The organism is Pseudoalteromonas sp. S327 (genome assembly GCF_005886415.1).
Taxonomy (GTDB): Bacteria; Pseudomonadota; Gammaproteobacteria; order Enterobacterales; family Alteromonadaceae; genus Pseudoalteromonas; species Pseudoalteromonas atlantica.
The window spans coordinates 209,193-230,182 of sequence record NZ_PNDP01000016.1; the positions used below are offsets into that span (position 1 = coordinate 209,193).

The following is a 20,990-nucleotide window of genomic DNA, read 5'->3' on the forward strand; positions in this document are numbered from 1 at the left end:
AACTTTCACTATGTCCAATACTAGACAGTATCGGACTTTAACGTTAAGCTGTAAGTCTATTATTTTATTGAATATTTACACATTATGCTTGTTGCTTTAGTTGATACGTTAAAACAATTAAGATACCAAATTGCTCATCTTGATGACGATACTCTTAAATCAGAATACCCAGAACTTGCATCCTTTATACAGCAAGTTGGCTTGACTGTAACTGAATCAAAGGCTGATCTTAAATTTTTATACCAGTTTTTATATGTTTACGGACGAAAATCAGAAGCAACATATAGTCGTTTTCGAAATGAGCTAGAACGCTTTTATTTATGGTCTTGGTTAATTGCCGAAAAATCTGTGTTCGATTTAAAACGTGAAGATATTGAAGCCTATGTCGATTTTATGGTTGAGCCAGATAAAAAATGGGCATCAACTTCTGTACAATGGCGCTATAAGGATGAGCAAGGTATTCGCCGATTAAACCAAAATTGGCGCCCTTTCATGCAAAAAGAATCTATAGCAAGCCAGCAAACTTTGTCGGCTATGTTTACCGCATTAAATGTGTTTTTTAAATTTGCGATTTTAGAAGAACGCACATTTGCGAACTTTGTACCTGTGGTTAAAAAAAATAGCCCCTATTTAGTGGTTCAGTCTCAAATACAAATTCCTGATACTTTAAGTGATATCCAGTGGGAATATGTATTTGGTGTAACACGTGATTTATGCGAACAAAAACCAGATCTTGAGCGTAATTTATTTACCTTAGCTTGTTTAAAAGGGTTATATTTACGAATTTCTGAATTGTCAGAGCGCCCGCAGTGGTCACCAGTTATGTCACACTTTTGGCAAGATAATGACGGCTTTTGGTTTTTACGTATTATGGGTAAAGGCAATAAACTTCGTGATGTTACATTAAGTGACGATTTTGTTGAATATTTAAAACGCTACCGATTATACAGAGGGTTACCCGCCCTACCTCGCGTTGACGAATCAGAACCATTAGTTCATAAAATTCGTGGCCAAGGTGGAATGACCGTTAGGCAAATTAGGCGTTTAGTACAACAAAGTTTTGATTTGGCCCAACAATCTTTACTTGATGATGGTTTTAAAGATGATGCAGAACAACTTGAAGCGGCAACTGCACATTGGCTACGCCATACTGGTGCAACACACGATGCACAAACACGGCCTTTAAAACATTTATCGGAAGATTTAGGGCACTCTAAAATTGCGACAACCGATCAAATTTATATTCAAACAAATATTAAAGAGCGAGCAAAATCTGGCGTTAAAAGGAAAATTTAATGGAATACTTAGTGATAGCATTTATTGGTTTTTTATTTTTAGTTTACTCAATTTCTATTAGGCAATTAGAGCGAACAGAAATTACAGGACCTATGTTTTTTGTTTTAGGTGGAATAGGTTTAGCGTGGTTACTGCCCAATGAAGGCGACGAATTAAAAACGGGCATAGATTTTTTATTACCGTTAATAGAACTGACTTTAAGTATATTTTTATTTTCTGATGCGGCTAAATCTAAATTAAGTGTTTTAAAACATAGTTTTCAGTATCCTAGTTTATTATTGTTTGTTGCCCTACCCCTTACCTTACTTTGTGGTATTGGTGCTGGACTATTTTTATTTACAGAGTTATCACTTATTCAAACTGCATTGCTTGCAATTATTTTAACGCCGACCGATGCCGCATTGAGTAAAGGTTTATTAGCAAGTACAAATGTACCTGAAAAAATTCGAGAAGGTATAAATACTGAAAGCGGATTAAACGATGGTTTATGCGTACCTGTGTTTTTAATATTTATTTTGCTTGCTAAAAATCCTGATTCAGCAATAACAGCATCGCAAACATTAGGTGTGTTTTCGCGAGAGTTAGGTTTAGCTGTATTAATAGCGGTTACATCAATTGCTTTATTTATTCCGGTATTAAATTTTGCAATGAAACGTCATTACTTTGCACAAAACACTAGTCCATTTTTACTATTAGGTTTTGCCATGGCTATTTTTTCAATAACGCAGTACTTTCATGGAAGTGGTTTTATTGCTGTATTTATTGCGGGTTTGTTATTTGATAAGTTTTCAGACACGGGTGTTCGAGCAGAACTGATTGAAGATTCTGAACATATTGCTGATTTTACATCGTTAATGATTTGGTGCCTGTTTGGTTTTGTATGTGCATATTTAGTTTTACCAAATATGAATAAAGAAATAATTATTTATGCGTTACTTAGTACTACGTTAATTAGAATAATTCCGGTTATGTTGTCGCTTCAATTTACAGCGCTTAATATAAAAGAACGTTTTACATTTGCATGGTTTGGACCGCGAGGTTTAGCATCGATTGTTTTTACTTTAATGGTTATAGATACACAAATAGAAAATAAATACGACATTGCAACTATCGCTATGACCACTATTTTATTTAGTGTGTTTATTCACGGTATAAGTACAAAACCAATTGCAGATAGTTTTGCTAAACAATCTAAATAACTTTTATAAAAATTAGTGAATTATTTGCCGAGGTACCAACACGTTTTTCCAGCCTCAAAATTGATCACTTAATTAAGTGAATTGGTATTAATAAAAAAGGCGTAACTTATTTTTAAGTTACGCCTTTTTTATCTTTAACTTTTATTAGCTAAGTACCTGTGCGAGTAACTCTATTGGGTGCTTAGGTTTAAATTGTTCAAAGCGTTTAACTTGGCTGCGGCACGAAAACCCGGTAGATAAAAGTTGATCTGGTTTATTTTTATCTACAATTGGTTTCCAACTCATTTCGTAAAGTGTACGAGAGTTTTCTTGGTTTTGTGCTTCGTGGCCGTATGTACCGGCCATTCCGCAACACCCGGTATTTGTTGTGTTTAGTGTTAAACCAATATCAGTAAAAATAGTTTTCCAAACACTTGCCGCTTTTGGTAATGCCGTTGTTTCTGTACAGTGGCTAAGCAATGTAAATTCTGTATCTTGCTTTATCTTTGCACTTAACGATTTGAAGGATTGAGTTTGTAGCCATTCATGTGCAAGTTGTACATGAAAATCACCGCGATTACTTTCTAAAATTGTGTTGTACTCATCGCGATAACACATAACTAACGATGCATCTAAACCAACCAGTGGCGCATTTATATCACTGAGTTTATTTAAAAACTCGGCGGCATTTTTTGCTGTTACTTTAAACTCGTGTAAAAAACCTTTAACGTGCTGTGCTTTACCATTTGGTTTAAAGGGTAATAGCATAGGTTTTTTACCCAGTGCAGTTATAAGCGTTATAAAACTTTGTACTAATTCAGCTTCATAATAACTGGTAAAGGGGTCTTGCACAATTAACACATAATTATTTTGCTCTTCACCTGAAAGTGAATCTAATAATTCAAAATTAAATTTATGCGCTTTGGCTACACGTTTATCAAGTGATGGAATACTTAATTGTGGTGTATCTACATAGCCAACCGTTTTTTTAATTAACCCACTTACTAAATTGGTTTTTACAACAGGATTAATTACTCGTGCAAATTTTGACATCAGCGGAGCCGAGGTTTCTATGTTCCCAACTAAATAATCTTTAAGTGGACGAGCGTAATAACTATGGTAATAATTTAAAAAGCGCGCTCTAAAAGTTGGCACATCTACTTTTATTGGGCATGAAGTTGTACACGCTTTACATGCTAAACATTCATCCATAGATTCTTTTACTTCGTGAGAAAAATCGTAAACGCCTTTGTTTTTTTCTCGGCTATGAACAAAGCGTTCCCACCAGGTAATAACTTCACCTTTATTAAGTTCTTTTTCTACTTCCAGTAAATCTACATTTTTAGACTCTTGAAGTCGTAACCATTCGCGCATTAATGTTGCGCGCCCTTTTGGTGAATGCTTACGATCGCCGGTTACTTTATACGACGGACACATAGGTGAATTTTCGTCGTAGTTAAAGCATATTCCGTTACCATTACAGGTCATGGCGTTATTAAAACTGGTTTTTACATCGATAGATATTTGCTTATCAAAGTAAGAACGTTTTTGACTATCTACACTTACAAGTGAGTCTTCACTTTCAATGGGTGTACATATTTTACCTGGGTTGATTCTGTTATTAGGATCGAATGCAGTTTTTATTTTACGAAGTTGATTAAATAAATGTTCGCCAAAAAATTCAGGGCCATATTCGCTGCGATAACCCTTACCGTGCTCGCCCCACATTAACCCGCCATATTTTGCTGTGAGTTTTACAACGTCATCAGAAATTGTACGCAGTAGTTTTTCTTGTTCTGGATCGCACATATCAAGTGCTGGGCGTACGTGTAAAACGCCGGCATCAACATGGCCAAACATACCATATTGTAAATTATGGCTATCGAGTAATGCTCTAAATTCTACAATATAATCGGCTAGGTTTTCTGGCGGTACTGCGGTGTCTTCGGCAAAGGCCAATGGCTTTTGGCTGCCTTTAACATTACCAAGCAAACCGACTGACTTTTTACGCATTGCGTAAATTTTTAAAATATCGCTTTTATCGTTGGTTAACTGATAACCAATTACACCGTTGGTTTGATTTGCTACGCACTCATCTAACAATGTACAAAGTGTGTTAACTTTGTCTTTTATGTCGTCGGGCGATACTGCATTAAACTCAACCATGTTGAGCCCTTGCATATTTTTATTTGGTACGTCGGTTATTAAGTCCGATACTGAATGCCAAATTATATCTTCGCGCGCTAAATTTAATACTTTGCTGTCGACTGTTTCAACAGATGTTGCGCGTGCATCTACCAAAAAAGGTGAATGACGAAGTGCAGAATCAAAACTATCGTACTTAATATTTATAAGTGTTTTAAATTCGGCTATGGGTGTTAAGTTTAATTTTGCCTCAGTGACTATACCTAATGAGCCTTCTGATCCGGTAATTAGCCTGCTCATATCAAAAGTTTGTAAGTCATCACTTAGCACATGCTCTAGGTCGTAGCCAGTTAAAAAGCGATTTAAACGCGGAAACTTCTCTAAAATAGCATCGCGCTGCGTAATAGAAATATCTAATACTGTTTTGTATAAGCTGCCTATAAGTGAGTCTTGCTCGGCGATAACTTTTGCTTTCTGTATGTCGATTGGCGAGGTAACCATAGGTGTGCCATCAACTAAATACGTAGTTAAGCCTAAAACATGATTACTGGTTTTACCGTAAACTAGTGACCCTTGGCCTGATGCATCGGTGCTGATCATTCCGCCAATAGTTGCACGATTACTAGTAGATAGGTCGGGTGAAAAGAAAAAACCATAGGGTTTTAAAAAGTCGTTTAATTGATCTTTTATTACACCTGTTTGTACTCTTACCCAACCTTCTTCTACGTTAATTTCGAGAATTTCTCGCATATAACGTGATAAATCAACAACAATACCAGGCGTTAGTGACTGCCCGTTTGTACCCGTACCGCCACCACGCGGGCCAAAAGTAAGCGACAAAAATGGGTCGCGAGATGCGGTTTGCAAAGCGAGCTGAATGTCTTTTTCGGTTTTAGGAAAAATAACACCTTGAGGAATTTGCTGATAAATACTGTTATCGGTAGAGGCAGTTAAACGCGTTGCATAGCTTGCATCGGTGTCTCCTCTAAAACCTTGATTTTTAATAGTACTTAAGTAATTTGCGACAAGTTCGGTCGCTGCATCTTGCTGTGTAATTGTTGCTATCATGACGGCGATAATTTAAGGCATTTGTGTAATTATATCATGGTGATGGCTAATAGAAATTGAAGATTTTACAGTTTGTAACACTCTTTTTGTCGTATTTTGAGGTTCTGTATTTATAATCAAGTTAAACCAATGTGTAGAGGTTTATATGAAAAAATTACTATTACAGATCATAGGTGTTTTGTTTATTTTGCTGGGGTTGTTTTTTCTGTAGTAGCTAGGGCGTGTTGACCTTTGGTTGTTGAATTTGCAGCAGTATGTTTGGTTTTTAGGCAAGGCAGAGCCTATGTAGTGTGGTTACTCCCCTTAAATAGGCGATAACGCAGCATAAATACCAAACATGCGCTGCCCAATGGGTTCTTTCTAGAGACGATTAACTCTTTGTTACTCGATTTTTACTTAGCCCACTAGGTTACAAACCTCGCGCCGCGATTTAATCGCCCCTAGATTGAACAAATTTCAATCCACAAAGATAAACACGCCCTTAGCCCCTCGCTAATATTTTTTATGACGGGATTACTGTGCTTTTCTTTTTACTACCCAAAAGCGAGGCATTATTTAAAACTATGCCAAAAAGCCTTAACTAAATCGTGTAATTATTTAGATAAAAAATTAGCACGCTAAATTATGCCACATACAAAAATGCCAGCTATTAAGCTGGCATTTTTATTAGTAACTAATAAACGCGATTATTTAGCAAGTTTGTCTGCTAGGTATAACCAAGTTTCTAGTACTGTATCTGGGTTTAGTGAAACAGAATCAATGCCCTGCTCTACTAACCATGCTGCAAAGTCTTCATGATCTGAAGGACCTTGGCCACAAATACCTACGTATTTACCTTTTTCTTTAGCTGTTTTAATAGCCATTGAAAGTAGCTTTTTAATAGCAGGGTTACGCTCATCAAATAAATGTGCGATTAAACCTGAATCACGGTCTAAACCAAGTGTTAGCTGAGTTAAATCGTTAGAGCCGATAGAAAATCCATCGAACATATCTAAAAATTCATCTGCAAGTAATGCATTTGAAGGTAGCTCACACATCATTATTACTTTAAGACCATTTTCGCCACGTTTAAGGCCATGCTCTTCTAGTAATTCGATTACACGTTTACCTTCTTCGAGGGTACGTACGAATGGGATCATGATTTCGATGTTGGTCATATCCATGGTGTTTCTTACACGTTTTATAGCTTCACACTCAAGGGCAAAACAATCACGGAAGTCTTCAGAGATATAACGTGCAGCACCACGAAAACCAATCATTGGGTTTTCTTCTTCTGGTTCGTACTGCTCACCACCTACTAAGTTTGCGTATTCGTTTGATTTAAAATCAGACATACGCACAATTACGCGCTCTGGTGCAAAGGCACAACCAAGTGTAGAAATACCTTCTACTAACTTAGAGATATAAAATTCTACAGGTGATTCGTAGCCGGCAATAATTTCGGTAATTTCTGCTTGTAGAGCGGGTGTTTGTGCATCAAAGTTTAAAAGTGCCTTAGGATGCACACCAATCATGCGGTTAATAACAAACTCAACACGGGCAAGGCCAACACCTGCATGCGGTAAACGTGCAAAATCGAATGCACGATCGGGGTTACCCACGTTCATCATAACTTTCATTGGTAGTTCTGGCATTTTATCAACACGCGACGTTAGTATTTCAAAGTCTAAAATACCTTCGTAGGTGTAGCCTGTATCGCCTTCAGCACATGAGACTGTTACTTCTTGACCCGCTTTGATTAAATCGGTTGCATTACCACAACCAACCACTGCTGGAATACCTAATTCACGTGCAATAATTGCAGCATGACACGTACGACCGCCACGATTTGTAACAATGGCTGCAGCACGTTTCATGATTGGTTCCCAATCTGGGTCGGTCATGTCGGTCACTAAAATGTCACCTTCTTGTACTTGATCCATTTCTTTAATTGAATCGAGTACGCGCACAACACCGCTACCAATTTTGTGACCAATTGCACGGCCTTCAACAATTACGTTGCTAGTACCGTTTAATTGAAAACGTTCCATTACGTTTGCGTCTTCGTTTGAGCGCACGGTTTCTGGACGCGCTTGAACTATATATAGTTTGCCGTCGTTACCGTCTTTTGCCCATTCGATGTCCATAGGACGACCGTAATGTTTTTCGATAATTACAGCTTGTTTGGCAAGATCTTGCACTTCTTCATCTGTAATCGAAAATTTGTTTGAAAGCGCTGGGTCTACATCAACAATTTCTACTTGTTTGCCGTGTGCCTCATCTGTTGAGTAAATCATTTGAATGGCTTTTGAGCCAATATTACGACGTACTACTGATGGCAACCCTTTTTGTAATGTTGGTTTATGAACATAAAATTCATCAGGGTTTACTGCGCCCTGTACAACCATTTCACCTAAACCGTAGCTTGAAGTAACAAATACAACGTCTTCAAAACCAGACTCTGTATCAATACTAAACATAACACCTGATGCTGATTTATCTGAACGTACCATACGCTGAATACCAGCAGATAGTGCAACACCACGGTGATCGTAACCTTGGTGAACACGGTACGATATGGCGCGGTCGTTAAATAAAGAAGCAAATACGTGTTTAATAGCGACCATTACTGAGTCGATACCACGAACGTTAAGGAAGGTTTCTTGTTGGCCTGCGAATGATGCATCTGGCATATCTTCAGCGGTGGCTGATGAGCGTACTGCAAATGATACATCGGCTGATGTATCGCCATGAAGTTGGCTGTATGCGTCGCGAATGGCTTGGTCTAGGTTAGGTTGGAATGGGGTATCGATAATCCATTGGCGGATATCGGCACCGACTTTAGCGAGTGTATTTACATCATCAACATCAAGCGTATCTAAAATGTCGTGAATTTTTGCATTGAGTCCAGATTGCTCTAAAAACTCATTGAAAGCGTCGGCTGTAGTGGCAAAACCACCCGGAACCTGTACACCTGCGTTAGCGAGGTTTGAAATCATTTCACCCAGTGAGGCATTTTTGCCGCCAACACGAGGAACATCTTGCATACCAAGCTCTTGATACCAGAGAACGTATTCTTGCACGGGTCTTTCTCCAAAAAACAAATTGTAGTTGTAACTGTGAGAGTTAAGAAAGAAAACCTTTTATAAAGGTCACCTTCATTCTACACTGGCATTAGACCTCACGTAAACCGTGAGTAAGCCATTTTAGGGATTAAACGTAATAAAAAGGTTAACTATGAGAACTGCTTTTTATATATCAGACGGCACAGCTATTACCTCCGAAGTGTTTGGTCACGCGACTTTGTCGTTATTTCCGGTTGAATTTAATCATAAAACTATTCCTTTTGTAGAAACAGAAGAAAAAGCAAATGAAATTAAAGCGTTAATAAACGCAACTGCTGCAAAAGAAGGTGAGAAGCCATTTGTATTCTTTACCTTCGTAAATCACAACTTAAGTGAAATTATTAAATCGGCCGATGCAATCGCGTATGATTTTTTGTCTACTTACAGTGAAAAAATAGAAAAAGAGCTTAATGTTGCGCCAGTGCCAAAAATGCATCGTACCCACTCTATTCATGAAAAAAGTTATGACTTTAGAATAGATGCGGTTAACTATGCCCTTATGAATGATGATGGTGGAAATATTAAAAACTTTTCTGAAGCCGATATTATTTTAGTAGGTGTTAGCAGAAGCGGTAAAACACCAACAAGCTTGTACTTAGCCCTACAGTACGGCATTAAGGCTGCAAATTACCCGATAACTGAAGACGACTTAGAGAGTGAGGGACTACCTAAATGTTTACTCCCTTACAAACATAAGTTATTTGGGTTAACTATTGACCCTGAGCGTTTGGCTGCAATTAGACACCGCCGTATGGCAAATTCTAAATACGCATCAATAAGACAATGCCGAATTGAAGTGCGTGAAGTTGAAATGCTTTATAAGCGACATAAAATTGCATACTTTAATTCTACCCATCATTCTGTAGAGGAAATATCTGCAAAAATCCTAATAGACAGTAACCTCGAGCGACGTAAGTACTAACCAACTAATTTACTGTTTTGCTAAAAAAAGCCGCATAATGCGGCTTTAGTTTTTTATTTATTACTTACGAGCGTCTTTTAATAAGTCAGCTACTAAAAAGCCTACCTCTAATACTTGGTCTGCATTTAGACGCGGGTCACATTGTGTTTTGTAACGTTGCGCTAGGTCATCGTCAGATAAACCGTATGCACCACCGGTACACTCTGTAACGTGCTGGCCAGTCATTTCTAAGTGGATACCACCTGCGTATGAACCTTCAGCTTTGTGTACAGCAAAAAACTGGCTAATTTCGCGCATGATATTATCGAAGCTACGCGTTTTATAGCCTGATGTCGCTTTTTCAGTGTTACCGTGCATTGGATCCGAGCTCCAAATAACTTTACGGCCTTCTTGCTGAACACGTCTTACAAGTGCTGGAAGTTTTTCTGGCAGTACGTCGGCACCCATACGTGTAATTAGCGTTAAACGACCCGGAATGTTATCTGGGTTTACTGCATCAATTAAACGAATTAGGTCATCTGGGTCCATTCCTGGACCAACTTTAACACCAATAGGGTTTTTAATACCTTTGAAAAACTCAATGTGTGCATGGTCTAATTGGCGTGTACGCTCACCAATCCACACAAAGTGCGCAGAACAGTCGTACCAGTCACCAGATAGGTGATCGCGACGAGTTAGTGCTTCTTCATAGCCTAGCAATAACGCTTCGTGAGACGTGTATAAGTCGGTTTCTTTAAGGCTTGGCGCAATAGTAGAATTAATGCCACATACTTCCATAAATTCAAGTGCGTCTTGAATTTTGTCAGCAAGCTGTTGGAATCGCTCTTTTTGCGGATTAGCGGCTACAAAGCCCATGTTCCAGCGATTCACTTGGTGTAAATCTGCTAAGCCACCTTGTGCAAATGCACGAAGTAAGTTTAATGTAGCAGCACTGTTGTGGTATGCCTTCATTAAACGTTGTGGATCGGGAATACGTGCTTCTTCTGTAAACTCAAAGCTATTTACAATATCACCACGGTAAGATGGTAAAGATACACCGTCAATAGTTTCTAAATCTGCAGAGCGTGGTTTAGCGTATTGACCTGCCATACGTGCAATTTTAACAACTGGGCATTTACCGCCGTATGTTAAAACAACAGCCATTTGTAAAATGGTTTTAAATGTATCGCGAATATTAGCGGCATTAAAGTCGCTAAATGATTCGGCACAGTCGCCACCTTGAAGTAAAAATGCACGACCTTCACATACATCTTCTAATTGTTTAAAGAGGCTTCTTGTTTCTTCTGCGAAAACAAGTGGCGGAGCACTCTTTAACTGGCTTTCTACTGTTTTCAGTTCTTCTTGATCTGGGTACTGTGGCTGCTGCAGTATTGGCAGTTCTCTCCAGCTATTTGGGTTCCACGATTGCATTTTCTTTCCTCATTCCTACTTTACCTGATATAAAGAAATTAACGTATGCATGGCCCTAAGTTCAAGGACTATATTCACTATTTACCAACTAATTTGTTATGAGTTAAATATATATAAGGTTATTTATGATTTTAAGGCTGCTCAGGCTTAGTTTTAAGCGTGTTTTAATTTTACTATTTTTATTTAAATACAATAAGTTAAATATATGAAGGCGTTTTTTTAACCATCCCAAACCAAATTGAATTCAAAGCCTTAAAGTTAACAGTTTCACTAGGAACACATCATACTTAAAGTCGGTTAAATGTAATCTTAACTTTACAGTGGTAATTTAATTAAATCAACCAAGTGACTAGAATTTATCTTGAGTGTGTGCTAAGTGATTCAGGGTTATGTAAAGCTATAATAATAAGTCCACTTTATTCAGTACAACTGTGATCAGGTTGTTAGACGATGCCAGTACTCTAATTAGGGCTACTAAAAACAGTCTGTATGAACGACTATTTTAAATATTAAGTTTCATCTTGACAGAGCAGCCTTCCCCATCATAGGAGCCTAGCGCTGTATTACAAGTATCACTTATAAGAAATTATACAATGAGTGTCCAACACTATCTAAAGTGTCGAACCAAAAAATTGATTGCTGGCCTTAAACTAAAAGCTAAATAACAATTTTACACATCTATAATATATAAAAGTATGAACAGCCCTAGCAATTACCTGCGTTACAACAAATTTCCCCATATAGCTTAAATACACATAAGTGTATTGATCACGACCGGTTTCACTAATTCTTTATGTTATATGCAAATATTCAAGCACCGAAACTCACAAGCATAAGCAAGCAGCATTAAAGAACACATCATACTTAATCTTATTTAATTGTAATCTTAGCTTTTGTAAAATAAATTAACTTTAATAGACCAGAACAAAAGGTTAAAATTAATAACTACATATGTAAGATGTGTTCTTAAGGTGAGTATGGTTTCTAAAGTACAAATAAGAAGTCAGTTTGATTTAATGAATGAATTAACATCGTTGTTGATTGATGAATTACGTGTCTGTGAATATTCAATGGCTGAGTATTATCAGCTACCAGATATAAATAGTGTTGATGAAAATATTATTCCCGAGTCAATTCCTGTAAAAAAATTATCCGGTGAAATTGCTCATAGGGCAATTTTAAATTCGTTTACTGATATTTATAAAAAAGAAAGTTTAAGTAGTAGAGTACTCAAGCGTCATCCTGGGCTTTTGGTTCTAAAAAATGCAGATGTCGCAGCATTAACTAGCCGAATACAACAAGTTAATAAAGCTAAGGCTGCTTTTAAGGAGTGTGTTTTGGCTATCGATAATAACGATGCTCGATTTGAAGCTGTTCATAACGCGGTTCCAAATTTAATCACTCTTGCAGCCTATCGAAAAATTCATTTTCAAAGTGAGTCCCCTTTTTCAGTGAGATTTACTTGGATGCATAAGCATGCAACTAAAACTCTAACTAAAAAAATGGCACTTGAAATGCTCGATAAATCTGCTGGTTATAGAAATCCAAGAATGATCGACCAACAAAAATGGCAGTCCCTTGTTGCACAAGAGCAAATGCGAGTAGCTAGTTTAGGTGAAAAAGAAAAGTTAAGAATTCGCCGCCCTACCCGAGTAAGCCCCCAAGTTAATGTTAGGTATACCGCAGAAAATAGGTATCACGTAAGTGCTGCATTGCCGTTTATTTTAATTAACCCACAGCCCGATGTTAAGTTAGGTACTTTGCCTGATTATCAAAAACCAGAGTCTCACCCGAGAAAAAAAGAGTATGACTTTTTAGTGGATAGGCTTTACTTAGAACAAGTAGATAAATAATTATGTTAAAAAGGCCACATAGTGTGGCCTTTTTGGTAAGTAGTCTAGTATTTTAACCGTTGTTATTTTTCGACTATTTCTTCTATTTTATCTTCATCAATTAAAACTGCGTTTTCGACAATTCGTTTACCACCTTGAATCTCAATACGCTTATTGTGCTTATTGAGCGTGAGTATCTCATCACAAAACTGATCTGAAGGATGCATTTCATAGGTGTAATCAATAATATTACCGGTTTTATCATCTTTTACATTAGTAATGCTGTATTCTGAAATAGCCCCTTTTTCAATCAAGTCTTTCATTGTTGTGGTCATATCACGTCGTAATGCTTTTAATTTGTTTTCTGTGATATCGTCGGTTGAATAAATAGAGCCGTATTTTTCCATAATAGATAGCAATCTAAAATGATACGTTTTACCAGGCGCGGCATAACGCCAAAGGTGGTATAAACGCAGCATCATCCAACGCGATAAACCACGTTTTAACTCTTGCGCACTGTTAAAGTAATACCCTTTGTATTCAAGGTTATCAATCATGTTATGAACAAATGCATTTAAACATGCAACACATTTAACATTGCCGCCTTGGCCTTTTTTACCACTGAAATGAAGAGATGATAAAAAGTTCATGTTTGACTCATAAAAAGAGTCATCAATATCTGTATTTTTAGTATCAGTAGCCGAGTATTTAAATGAAAGTTTAGAACCTTGAAGTGCTTCAAGTGATTCTTTAATTTGTGGGTATGGCATTGATTGGCCAACCGCTTTAAGTTCTTGGGCTAATTCGTTCATCGAAAAAACTACGGCATATTGAATACCGGACTTAAAATTTATTTTTACGATTTTACCTTTCGATGCAAGGCGAATTAACGCGCGCTCAACTTTTTCTTCTCTATCCGATGGCCACACTAAATATTCTACGTCTTCGCCATCTTTACGCGTGCTTACAACGGCCGGTGTAATTTTTATTTCGCCGTCATATAAAATACCATCTACTTTTTCGGATATTTTACGCGTAATAATTGTTTTTTTAGGTGCTTCTTCCAATGGCAATTTTTTATGCCCAGAACGTACAAAACGCCCCCATAAATCATAGTGGTTAAACGTGTTTGAATAAGCACGTAACCCATGAGCGGCATTTTCGATAGAAATTCGCACATCTTTGTTATCTGTAAATAGTGCTAAACTTTCGTTATCTATTGCACTTTCCACCCCGTGTATTTGGCCCCTAAGTGTATCGGGCAAGTTATCTACCGAGATGTTGACCTTTCGGCTCATTGTTCTGATTTCCATTTTTTATTGCGACAGCTAATAACAACACATTAAGCAACAAAAGTTAAATGTTTAAGTTAGTATAAAACTGATCCGAGCATAAATAAACGTATCGGATCATTATTATACTAAGTAGGGATTGATAAGCTTAATTTCAGATCACTATTTTACTAAGATAAGCTTCTCAAGCTAAATTTTTACTAACTCAATTTATTTTTTGTCCATTAAAAGCGCTATTTTTAAACTTTTTACACGACAAACGTTAGTAAAATAAATACCTGCTGTGGATAACAGTACTTCGAGTTAGCATAGATCTGATCTGTACTTACTACAGATCAGATCTATACCAATTAAACGCCCTGTTCTTCGTAAGTTTAAGTGTATAACTTTATAATTTACTTAGTAAAAAACTGATCTCACACAGTCATTTTGTACATAACTTATTGAGTAAGTTGTGCATAACTCTAATAATTAAATAAGGCTTAGTAAAAAGCTGATCTGCATGTAGATAAAGATCTGATCTTAACCAAGTATAAAGGTGATCTGCTTTTTTTAACATTATTTATAAATATCATATAGTTATATAGCCATTATACACCCTTAACCTTTATTACCTTATATATTTAACCACCTTTAAACTCCTTTATTTATACTAAGCAATCTTAAAGGTGTAAAAATATTTTTAAATGTCTTGTTATTAAAATGCATGTCGCCTTAAATAGTTGTTTACAGCTATTTGAATGGACATTATACTAACTGCCTAACTTTGAGGAAGAAAGTATGTCTATCAATAATAACGCGCTAAGTACTTACCGGCTTTTAAAAGCAACAGCCGAAGTTGCTGAAAAATCTTTAAAAGGACGCATACAACACTATCGCGCTCATCTTAAATCAGAAGAAAAAGAATTAAGAACTTACACCCAAAAAGCGGCAGCAGATTTATTAGGGTGTAATAATCGTACCTTAAAACGTCGTCATGACAATGGTGACTTTGATGATTTAAATATTAAGCGTGGTGCAAATGGGCACTATGCGTACACGTTAGTTAATATTTTTGCGATGGCCGATATCATGGATATTCAGCCAGATCACCGCACTGCTAACGATAAACTCCAAGTTATTGTTATTAATTCACTTAAAGGTGGCTGTGGTAAAACAACCAGTATGGTTAATATTGCTGCAGCGTTGGCGACGACAAATATCAAACGTTATCGTATTGGTATTATTGATTTAGATCCTCAAGGTTCGTCTTCTAGCTTTTTCCCTTCTAACGATCACGACCCTGTTACGGTAGGCGACTTAATGCGTGATTGTATTGATTTAGACGATGGCGAAACCTGGCCAGAGTTTGTTTCTAGTGCTTTTGTGACTACGCATATTCCAAATATTCGTGTTTTACCCTCAGGTATGGATGACTTTTACTTTGAACACGAGACAGCAACACTTTTAAAAGACACCTCTAATTACGAACAAACACGTCATTATCATAAGCTTTTAGAAAAGGTTATTGAGCCGGTTAAAGACGAATTCGATATTATTTTAATCGATACCGCTCCTACACTTAACTTTATGTTTTATAATGCTTTAATGGCCTCTACGGCGATGCTTATTCCAGTTCATCCAGAAGCTGTAGATTTTGATGCTAACAATAAATATTTAAAGCGTTTAGGTGAGATTTACCACACAGTAGCGGCACTTGGTCATGAAGGTTGGGACTTTATGCAGTTTTTAGTGACCAATTACGTTAAGGGTAATCATTCACAGCGCGATATTGTTAAAGATGTACGTAGTGCGTTTGGCCGCCAAGTAATGAGCTACCCAATTAATCACAGCTCCGCAATTACGGCTAGTTCATCGTCTTTTAATACCATATTTGATCAAAAAGCATCGGATAGTTTAGCAAGTCGCGAGTCTTTATTACGCGCGCAAGAAAATATTAAAGATGTTGTGGACGAATTAGAAATGCTTATTCGTTCTAATTGGGAGTCAACCCAATCATCACTTAACAACACTAAGTAAGGATGTTACATAAAAATGGCTACAAAACGTAAAAACGACACCCGCTTAGATCCATTTGCAACTGCCGTAGGCAATAGCAGCCTCGATGCATTACTTGAGCAAGCAAACGCTGGTGATGTAATAAGAATGCCTGCGCCAAGCGACCCTACACGCGAAATAACCTTAGTGTGTAAAGTTATTGCTCATGCAGATATTGAATCTAGCACCACGGTTTACGGTAAAAATCGCCGTGTACAAGCGCTATTAAACGAAAAGTCGGTTTCTGATATTTTACCTGCAATCAGTGAAGATGGACGTAATCAACACCCTGCTTTACTTTGGGATCAGGGAAATACTAACTTAGTACTTGCCGGTTCACGTCGTCGAAAGGCATGTATTTTAGGTAATGCCGATTATTTAGTTTTAAGCTCTCCTGATTTTACCGATCAAGACGCTAAAATTTTAGCTGTATCTTCAGATCAGTACATAGCCCCAAGCCTTTGGGAGCTAGGGCAAGCTTATCAACAAACTAAAAACGATCTTATTGAGCAAGGTAAAAAAGGCTCTTATCGCGAAATTGCCGCTATTGAAGGTGTATCGCACACCGCAATTGCAGATGCCATTAAAGCGTACGAGCAAATCCCCGCTGATGTAATTTCACTTTACCCAACGGCTAATCACGTAGGCAGAGAAGTCGCTAAAAAGCTTGTTAGTGCAAAGGAGCGCGACGAGCAGGCGTTTAACGCCCTAGTTAGCGAATTACATACAGACGATGAGATTAACGCCATTACAAGCGACGACAAACGCGCTATGGCAATTACTAAACGTTTAACTACCGAGCCTAGCGTGGTTGCTAAACGTGAAGCTGTATTTGAAAACAACTTTATAAACGTACAACGTAATTTAAAAAGTGGTGACGTATCTATTAAAATAGATAATAAAGTGTTGACTGACAAACGCTTAGAACAACTTACTAAGCTGTTAAGCGCGTTTAATTAGCCCCTTATTACTTAGTAAAATAGTGATCTTAAAAGCCTGTTAGGTTAGTTAAATTCTGATCTAGTGGGCTTTTTACTTAGTAAAATCCTGATCTTTTTTGCTATTTGTAACCCATAAATCCCTCATTTTTGCTCTAAAGATCACATTTTTACTAACTGAATTTAGTTTTTACGACTATTTGATGCTGGATCTTAATTTGTTAGTAAAAAACTGATCTGTAAAGCCCCTGCGTTGTTAATAAATTGTTTGTAACATGTGTGTTTACTGTTTACCTATTCTCATTTTGGTAGATAAAGTGCCATAAAGTACGTATAAACCGATTTTTTACTAACCTAGCAGCTCCAACCAGTTTATATAACGTTAATATTGCTTTTGCTGTGCGCAGTTAAAGAATATACTGGCAGAATTATTTTAAAAATTTAATACTTAGAGTGACATGTCTGCTAACTTATCAAAAAATGATTTACTGGCTATTTTTGAAGAAATAAAAAATGAGCAGGCAACCTTGTTCCCTCTTTCTGAGCGCTTTATAAAAAAGCTGTTTAGGCCCAACGTGCTCGATAAAGGCAAAGAGTATTATAAAAACGGCCAAATTAGTTGGTTAGAGCACAGCAGTGATTTTGCTGTTATTGATTCAACCGTACAAGGCGACACCGGATCAACATTTAACCAACGCATTGAGATCAGTAAAGTACCTACTGGTTACTCTGTTGATACGCATTGTACCTGTAATGCTAAAACCAAATGTAGGCACTTAGCCGCTGTATTATTTAAACTTAAAATAGAGCACTCAGGTGAATACGGAGAAGACTACTTTATTAACGATTGGTTTAGTGAGCTGACAGCACTTAAAAGTGTTGATGCTAAAGCTCCTTCGCAAGTTCTTTTATTTGTGTTAGACATTGAAAACAATAAAGTATTTTTAACGCCAAAAATTGCCAATTACGACAAAAATAATAATTACACGCTCGGGCGCAATTTAACTGAGCAACAATTAAATAGCTTTGTAACGCCAAACGATTTACTCGAAAGTGACTTTAGACTCTTTAGTTGGATTCGCTCACAAAATGCAGTGGGTAATTTAGAGCTAAAAAGTCAATGGGGCTTTAGCGCTCTACAACAATTAATTGCTACCGACCGTTTATTTTTACAACGCTCTCGTGTTGCTATTAAAGCGCAAACTGGGCAATCGCTTAACTTTAATTGGCAGCAACAAAACGAGTTATCGCAATTAATTATTGAGCTTGAACACAGTAAAAATTGGGCATTGATAAAAACCACGCCGCCTGCTTATTTAGACCTCGATCACTTTAAAGTAGGCCGGATCAGAACACAGCTTAGCGCCGACGAAATAGCACATTTACAATCTATTCCCGCACTGCACGATGCTAATTTTGATCGCATTTATAAACAACTTGCCGATAATTTTGGTGCCGGTGTTATTCCGCATCCGAATAACGACCAAGTCAATGTTAAGCAACTTGGTAATGCTGTTTTAAAAGCCACTATGGATGAGCAAGGGCTTAAAGTTTCGCTATTGTTTAAATATAAAAATAAAAATTATTTGGCGGGGACAGCACCCGCGAGTTTAATAAATAGTGCATTTGAAAACACAGTAACAAATGAGTTAGTAAATTTAGGTTTTGAGTTTTGTAAAGGGGGTTTACAAAGTGAGTTTATATTTAATAAACAATCACCTATACATTTACATTGGCTTGTTTACGAAGTATTCCCTGGCTTTAAAAAGCGTGGCTGGCAGGTAACTCAAACTAAAGTAAATGTAGCCGACCCCCAAGGGCACGTTACACTCGACGTAAACCGTGCTGCAGGTCACCAAATGCATTGTAAAGTGCAATTAAGTGATGCCAAAGCCGCTGTACTTTTTAATACCGATGATGCCACGTATCAATCGTTAAATCGTCAAAGTGAGCTGTTTTATTACTACCCCGTTGGGCGTCAATTTGGTGTTATTAGTAAAGCCGCCATTAATTTACTGACCGAATTTAAACAACGTTTTGAATTTGTTAAAACACGCGATGAATTTAATATCCCGCTTTCTTATTTACCTGAGCTGGTAAAGCATACCGCAGTTACTATAGACCTTCATGATGACTCTCTTGAGCGTTATCTTGATGAGTTAAACAACACCGAGCAGGCAATGCCCGTGGTGCCCTTACACGGTTTAAATGACTCGGTAACACTACGTGAATACCAGCAACAAGGCGTTGATTGGCTTAGCTTTTTAAAGCGCCACCAATTAGGCGGCATACTTGCTGATGACATGGGGCTTGGCAAAACGCTACAAGTTATCGCCTTTTTAGCCAGCAGTTTTAATCGCCCGCAAGCGGGCCCTACCCTTATAGTGTGCCCTACAAGTTTGGTAAGTAATTGGCAAAACGAAATAACCAAATTTGCTAAAAGCCTTAAGGTAACCACTATTTTTGGCTCGCAACGTAATGAGCCTTTACAACATTTAGCGCAAGCGCAATGTATTTTAACTACTTACCCATTATTAAAGCGTGATATTGCTTATTACTCGCCACTTTATTTTGAAAATATTATTTTAGATGAAGCGCAATATATTAAAAACGATACTGCACAAGTCTCGCGCTTAGTTAAGCGTTTAAATGCCGACTTTAAGTTATGTTTAAGCGGTACGCCTATCGAAAATAATTTGTTTGAGCTTAAGTCGTTACTCGACTTTGCAATGCCTTCATTACTTGGCTCGCAGGCGCACTTTAAACAGCACTTTCAAACACCTATTGAGCGCGAAGCCGATTCAGAGCGAGCTGAGCAACTAAAAGCGCTTATTATGCCGTTTATATTACGCCGCACAAAAGCGCAGGTAGCTCAAGAGCTGCCACAAAAAACAGAGCTGTTAAAAGAGTTTGAGTTTGAACCTAAGCAAAAAGATATGTACCAAGGTATTACGCGCGCCCTAGAAGAAAAGCTCATCGACTTATTTGCTGAGCAAGGCGCACAAAAAAGTAAGCTCGCATTTTTAGAAGCGCTACTAAAGCTAAGGCAAATTTGTTGTCATCCAAAATTAATTGAGCCAGAAACACAAGCAGGTTCAGCAAAATTAGAATGGCTAACTACGCATTTGCCATTAATGCTAAGCCTTGGCCGTAAAGTGATTATTTTTAGTCAATTTACCTCTGCGCTCGATTTAATTGCAGAGCGTTTAAACGATATAAATATCAAATTTAGTATGCTAACTGGGCAAACGCGTCATCGCGACAAAGTTATTGACGAGTTTACCAGTGGCAAAACCTCGGTGTTTTTAATCAGTTTAAAAGCAGGCGGTACTGGGCTTAACTTAACTCAAGCCGATACCGTTATTCACTTTGATCCATGGTGGAACCCTGCTGTTGAAAAACAAGCCACCGATCGTGCTTATCGAATTGGCCAAACAAATCCTGTGTTTGTTTATAAATTAATTATGAGTAATTCAATTGAGCAAAAGGTATTTAAAATGCAGCAAGATAAGCAAGCGCTTGTTGATGCATTATTTACCGATAAATCAATGAGCTTTACTTCGTTTGATGAGCAGCAAATGTTATCACTTATAAAAAGCTAATTTTTTTACTTAGCATGTGAACTAATTTAACCAAACGGCGTCTATTATATTGCTTGTTGAATAATTGCAGTTATCACAAGCTTCATGTTGATTTCCCTGTTTGGTTACTAAATTTAGTAATGATTGAGCCAGCCCTTTTAGCTGGCTTTTTTTTTGACATTTAATT

At 37.4% G+C, this 20,990-nt stretch carries 11 protein-coding genes; 7 read left to right on the forward strand and 4 right to left on the reverse strand.

Going from position 1 to position 20,990, the window contains the following annotated elements:
* Positions 1–84: 84 nt before the first annotated feature.
* Positions 85–1,296 carry a tyrosine-type recombinase/integrase gene (locus tag CWB60_RS07020; protein WP_104644155.1) on the forward strand — a complete coding sequence of 404 codons (1,212 nt, stop codon included), beginning with the start codon at positions 85–87 and terminating at the stop codon, positions 1,294–1,296.
* Positions 1,296–2,495: a cation:proton antiporter gene (locus tag CWB60_RS07025; protein WP_138577117.1), complete on the forward strand. Its 1,200-nt coding sequence runs from the start codon at positions 1,296–1,298 to the stop codon at positions 2,493–2,495. Before CWB60_RS07020 ends, CWB60_RS07025 begins: the two co-directional genes overlap by 1 nt.
* Before the next feature lie 144 nt (positions 2,496–2,639).
* On the opposite strand, the gene ydiJ is transcribed toward CWB60_RS07025, so the two are convergent.
* Together ydiJ and ppsA are read right to left on the reverse strand one after the other, a co-directional pair.
* Complete coding sequence (ydiJ, locus tag CWB60_RS07030) at positions 2,640–5,687, reverse strand: D-2-hydroxyglutarate dehydrogenase YdiJ (RefSeq protein ID WP_138577115.1); 3,048 nt, start codon at positions 5,685–5,687, stop codon at positions 2,640–2,642.
* A 686-nt stretch (positions 5,688–6,373) separates the two neighbouring features.
* Positions 6,374–8,749: a phosphoenolpyruvate synthase gene (gene ppsA / locus CWB60_RS07035; RefSeq protein ID WP_138577113.1), complete on the reverse strand. Its 2,376-nt coding sequence runs from the start codon at positions 8,747–8,749 to the stop codon at positions 6,374–6,376.
* Positions 8,750–8,903: 154 nt separating this feature from the next.
* On the opposite strand from ppsA, the gene ppsR reads away from it, so the two are divergent.
* Entirely contained in the window at positions 8,904–9,713 is an 810-nt protein-coding gene (ppsR, locus tag CWB60_RS07040) for a posphoenolpyruvate synthetase regulatory kinase/phosphorylase PpsR (RefSeq protein ID WP_004586305.1), read from the forward strand.
* Between the two features lie 60 nt (positions 9,714–9,773).
* Here ppsR and CWB60_RS07045 read toward each other — a convergent pair whose 3' ends face one another.
* Positions 9,774–11,123: a class II 3-deoxy-7-phosphoheptulonate synthase gene (locus CWB60_RS07045; protein ID WP_024032363.1), complete on the reverse strand. Its 1,350-nt coding sequence runs from the start codon at positions 11,121–11,123 to the stop codon at positions 9,774–9,776.
* A 977-nt stretch (positions 11,124–12,100) separates the two neighbouring features.
* Between CWB60_RS07045 and CWB60_RS07050 the strand changes: the two genes are divergently transcribed.
* Positions 12,101–12,976 (forward strand): DNA replication terminus site-binding protein, encoded by an 876-nt coding sequence (locus CWB60_RS07050; protein WP_138577111.1) that lies wholly within the window; start codon positions 12,101–12,103, stop codon positions 12,974–12,976.
* A gap of 62 nt (positions 12,977–13,038) precedes the next feature.
* Here the strand turns inward: CWB60_RS07050 and CWB60_RS07055 are convergent, their stop codons facing one another.
* The gene (locus CWB60_RS07055; RefSeq protein ID WP_004586302.1) at positions 13,039–14,253 is read right to left on the reverse strand and encodes a hypothetical protein; all 1,215 of its coding nucleotides are present in this window, start codon (positions 14,251–14,253) and stop codon (positions 13,039–13,041) included.
* A 774-nt stretch (positions 14,254–15,027) separates the two neighbouring features.
* On the opposite strand from CWB60_RS07055, the gene CWB60_RS07060 reads away from it, so the two are divergent.
* The 3 genes from CWB60_RS07060 to CWB60_RS07070 all read left to right on the forward strand — a co-directional run bounded on the left by CWB60_RS07060 (position 15,028) and on the right by CWB60_RS07070 (position 20,824).
* The gene (locus CWB60_RS07060; protein WP_138577109.1) at positions 15,028–16,266 is read left to right on the forward strand and encodes an AAA family ATPase; all 1,239 of its coding nucleotides are present in this window, start codon (positions 15,028–15,030) and stop codon (positions 16,264–16,266) included.
* A 15-nt stretch (positions 16,267–16,281) separates the two neighbouring features.
* On the forward strand, positions 16,282–17,244 hold the full coding sequence (locus CWB60_RS07065) for a transcriptional regulator (RefSeq protein ID WP_138577107.1): 963 nt from the start codon (positions 16,282–16,284) through the stop codon (positions 17,242–17,244).
* Positions 17,245–17,680: 436 nt separating this feature from the next.
* Entirely contained in the window at positions 17,681–20,824 is a 3,144-nt protein-coding gene (locus tag CWB60_RS07070) for a DEAD/DEAH box helicase (RefSeq protein ID WP_138577105.1), read from the forward strand.
* The last annotated feature ends 166 nt before the right edge of the window (positions 20,825–20,990 follow it).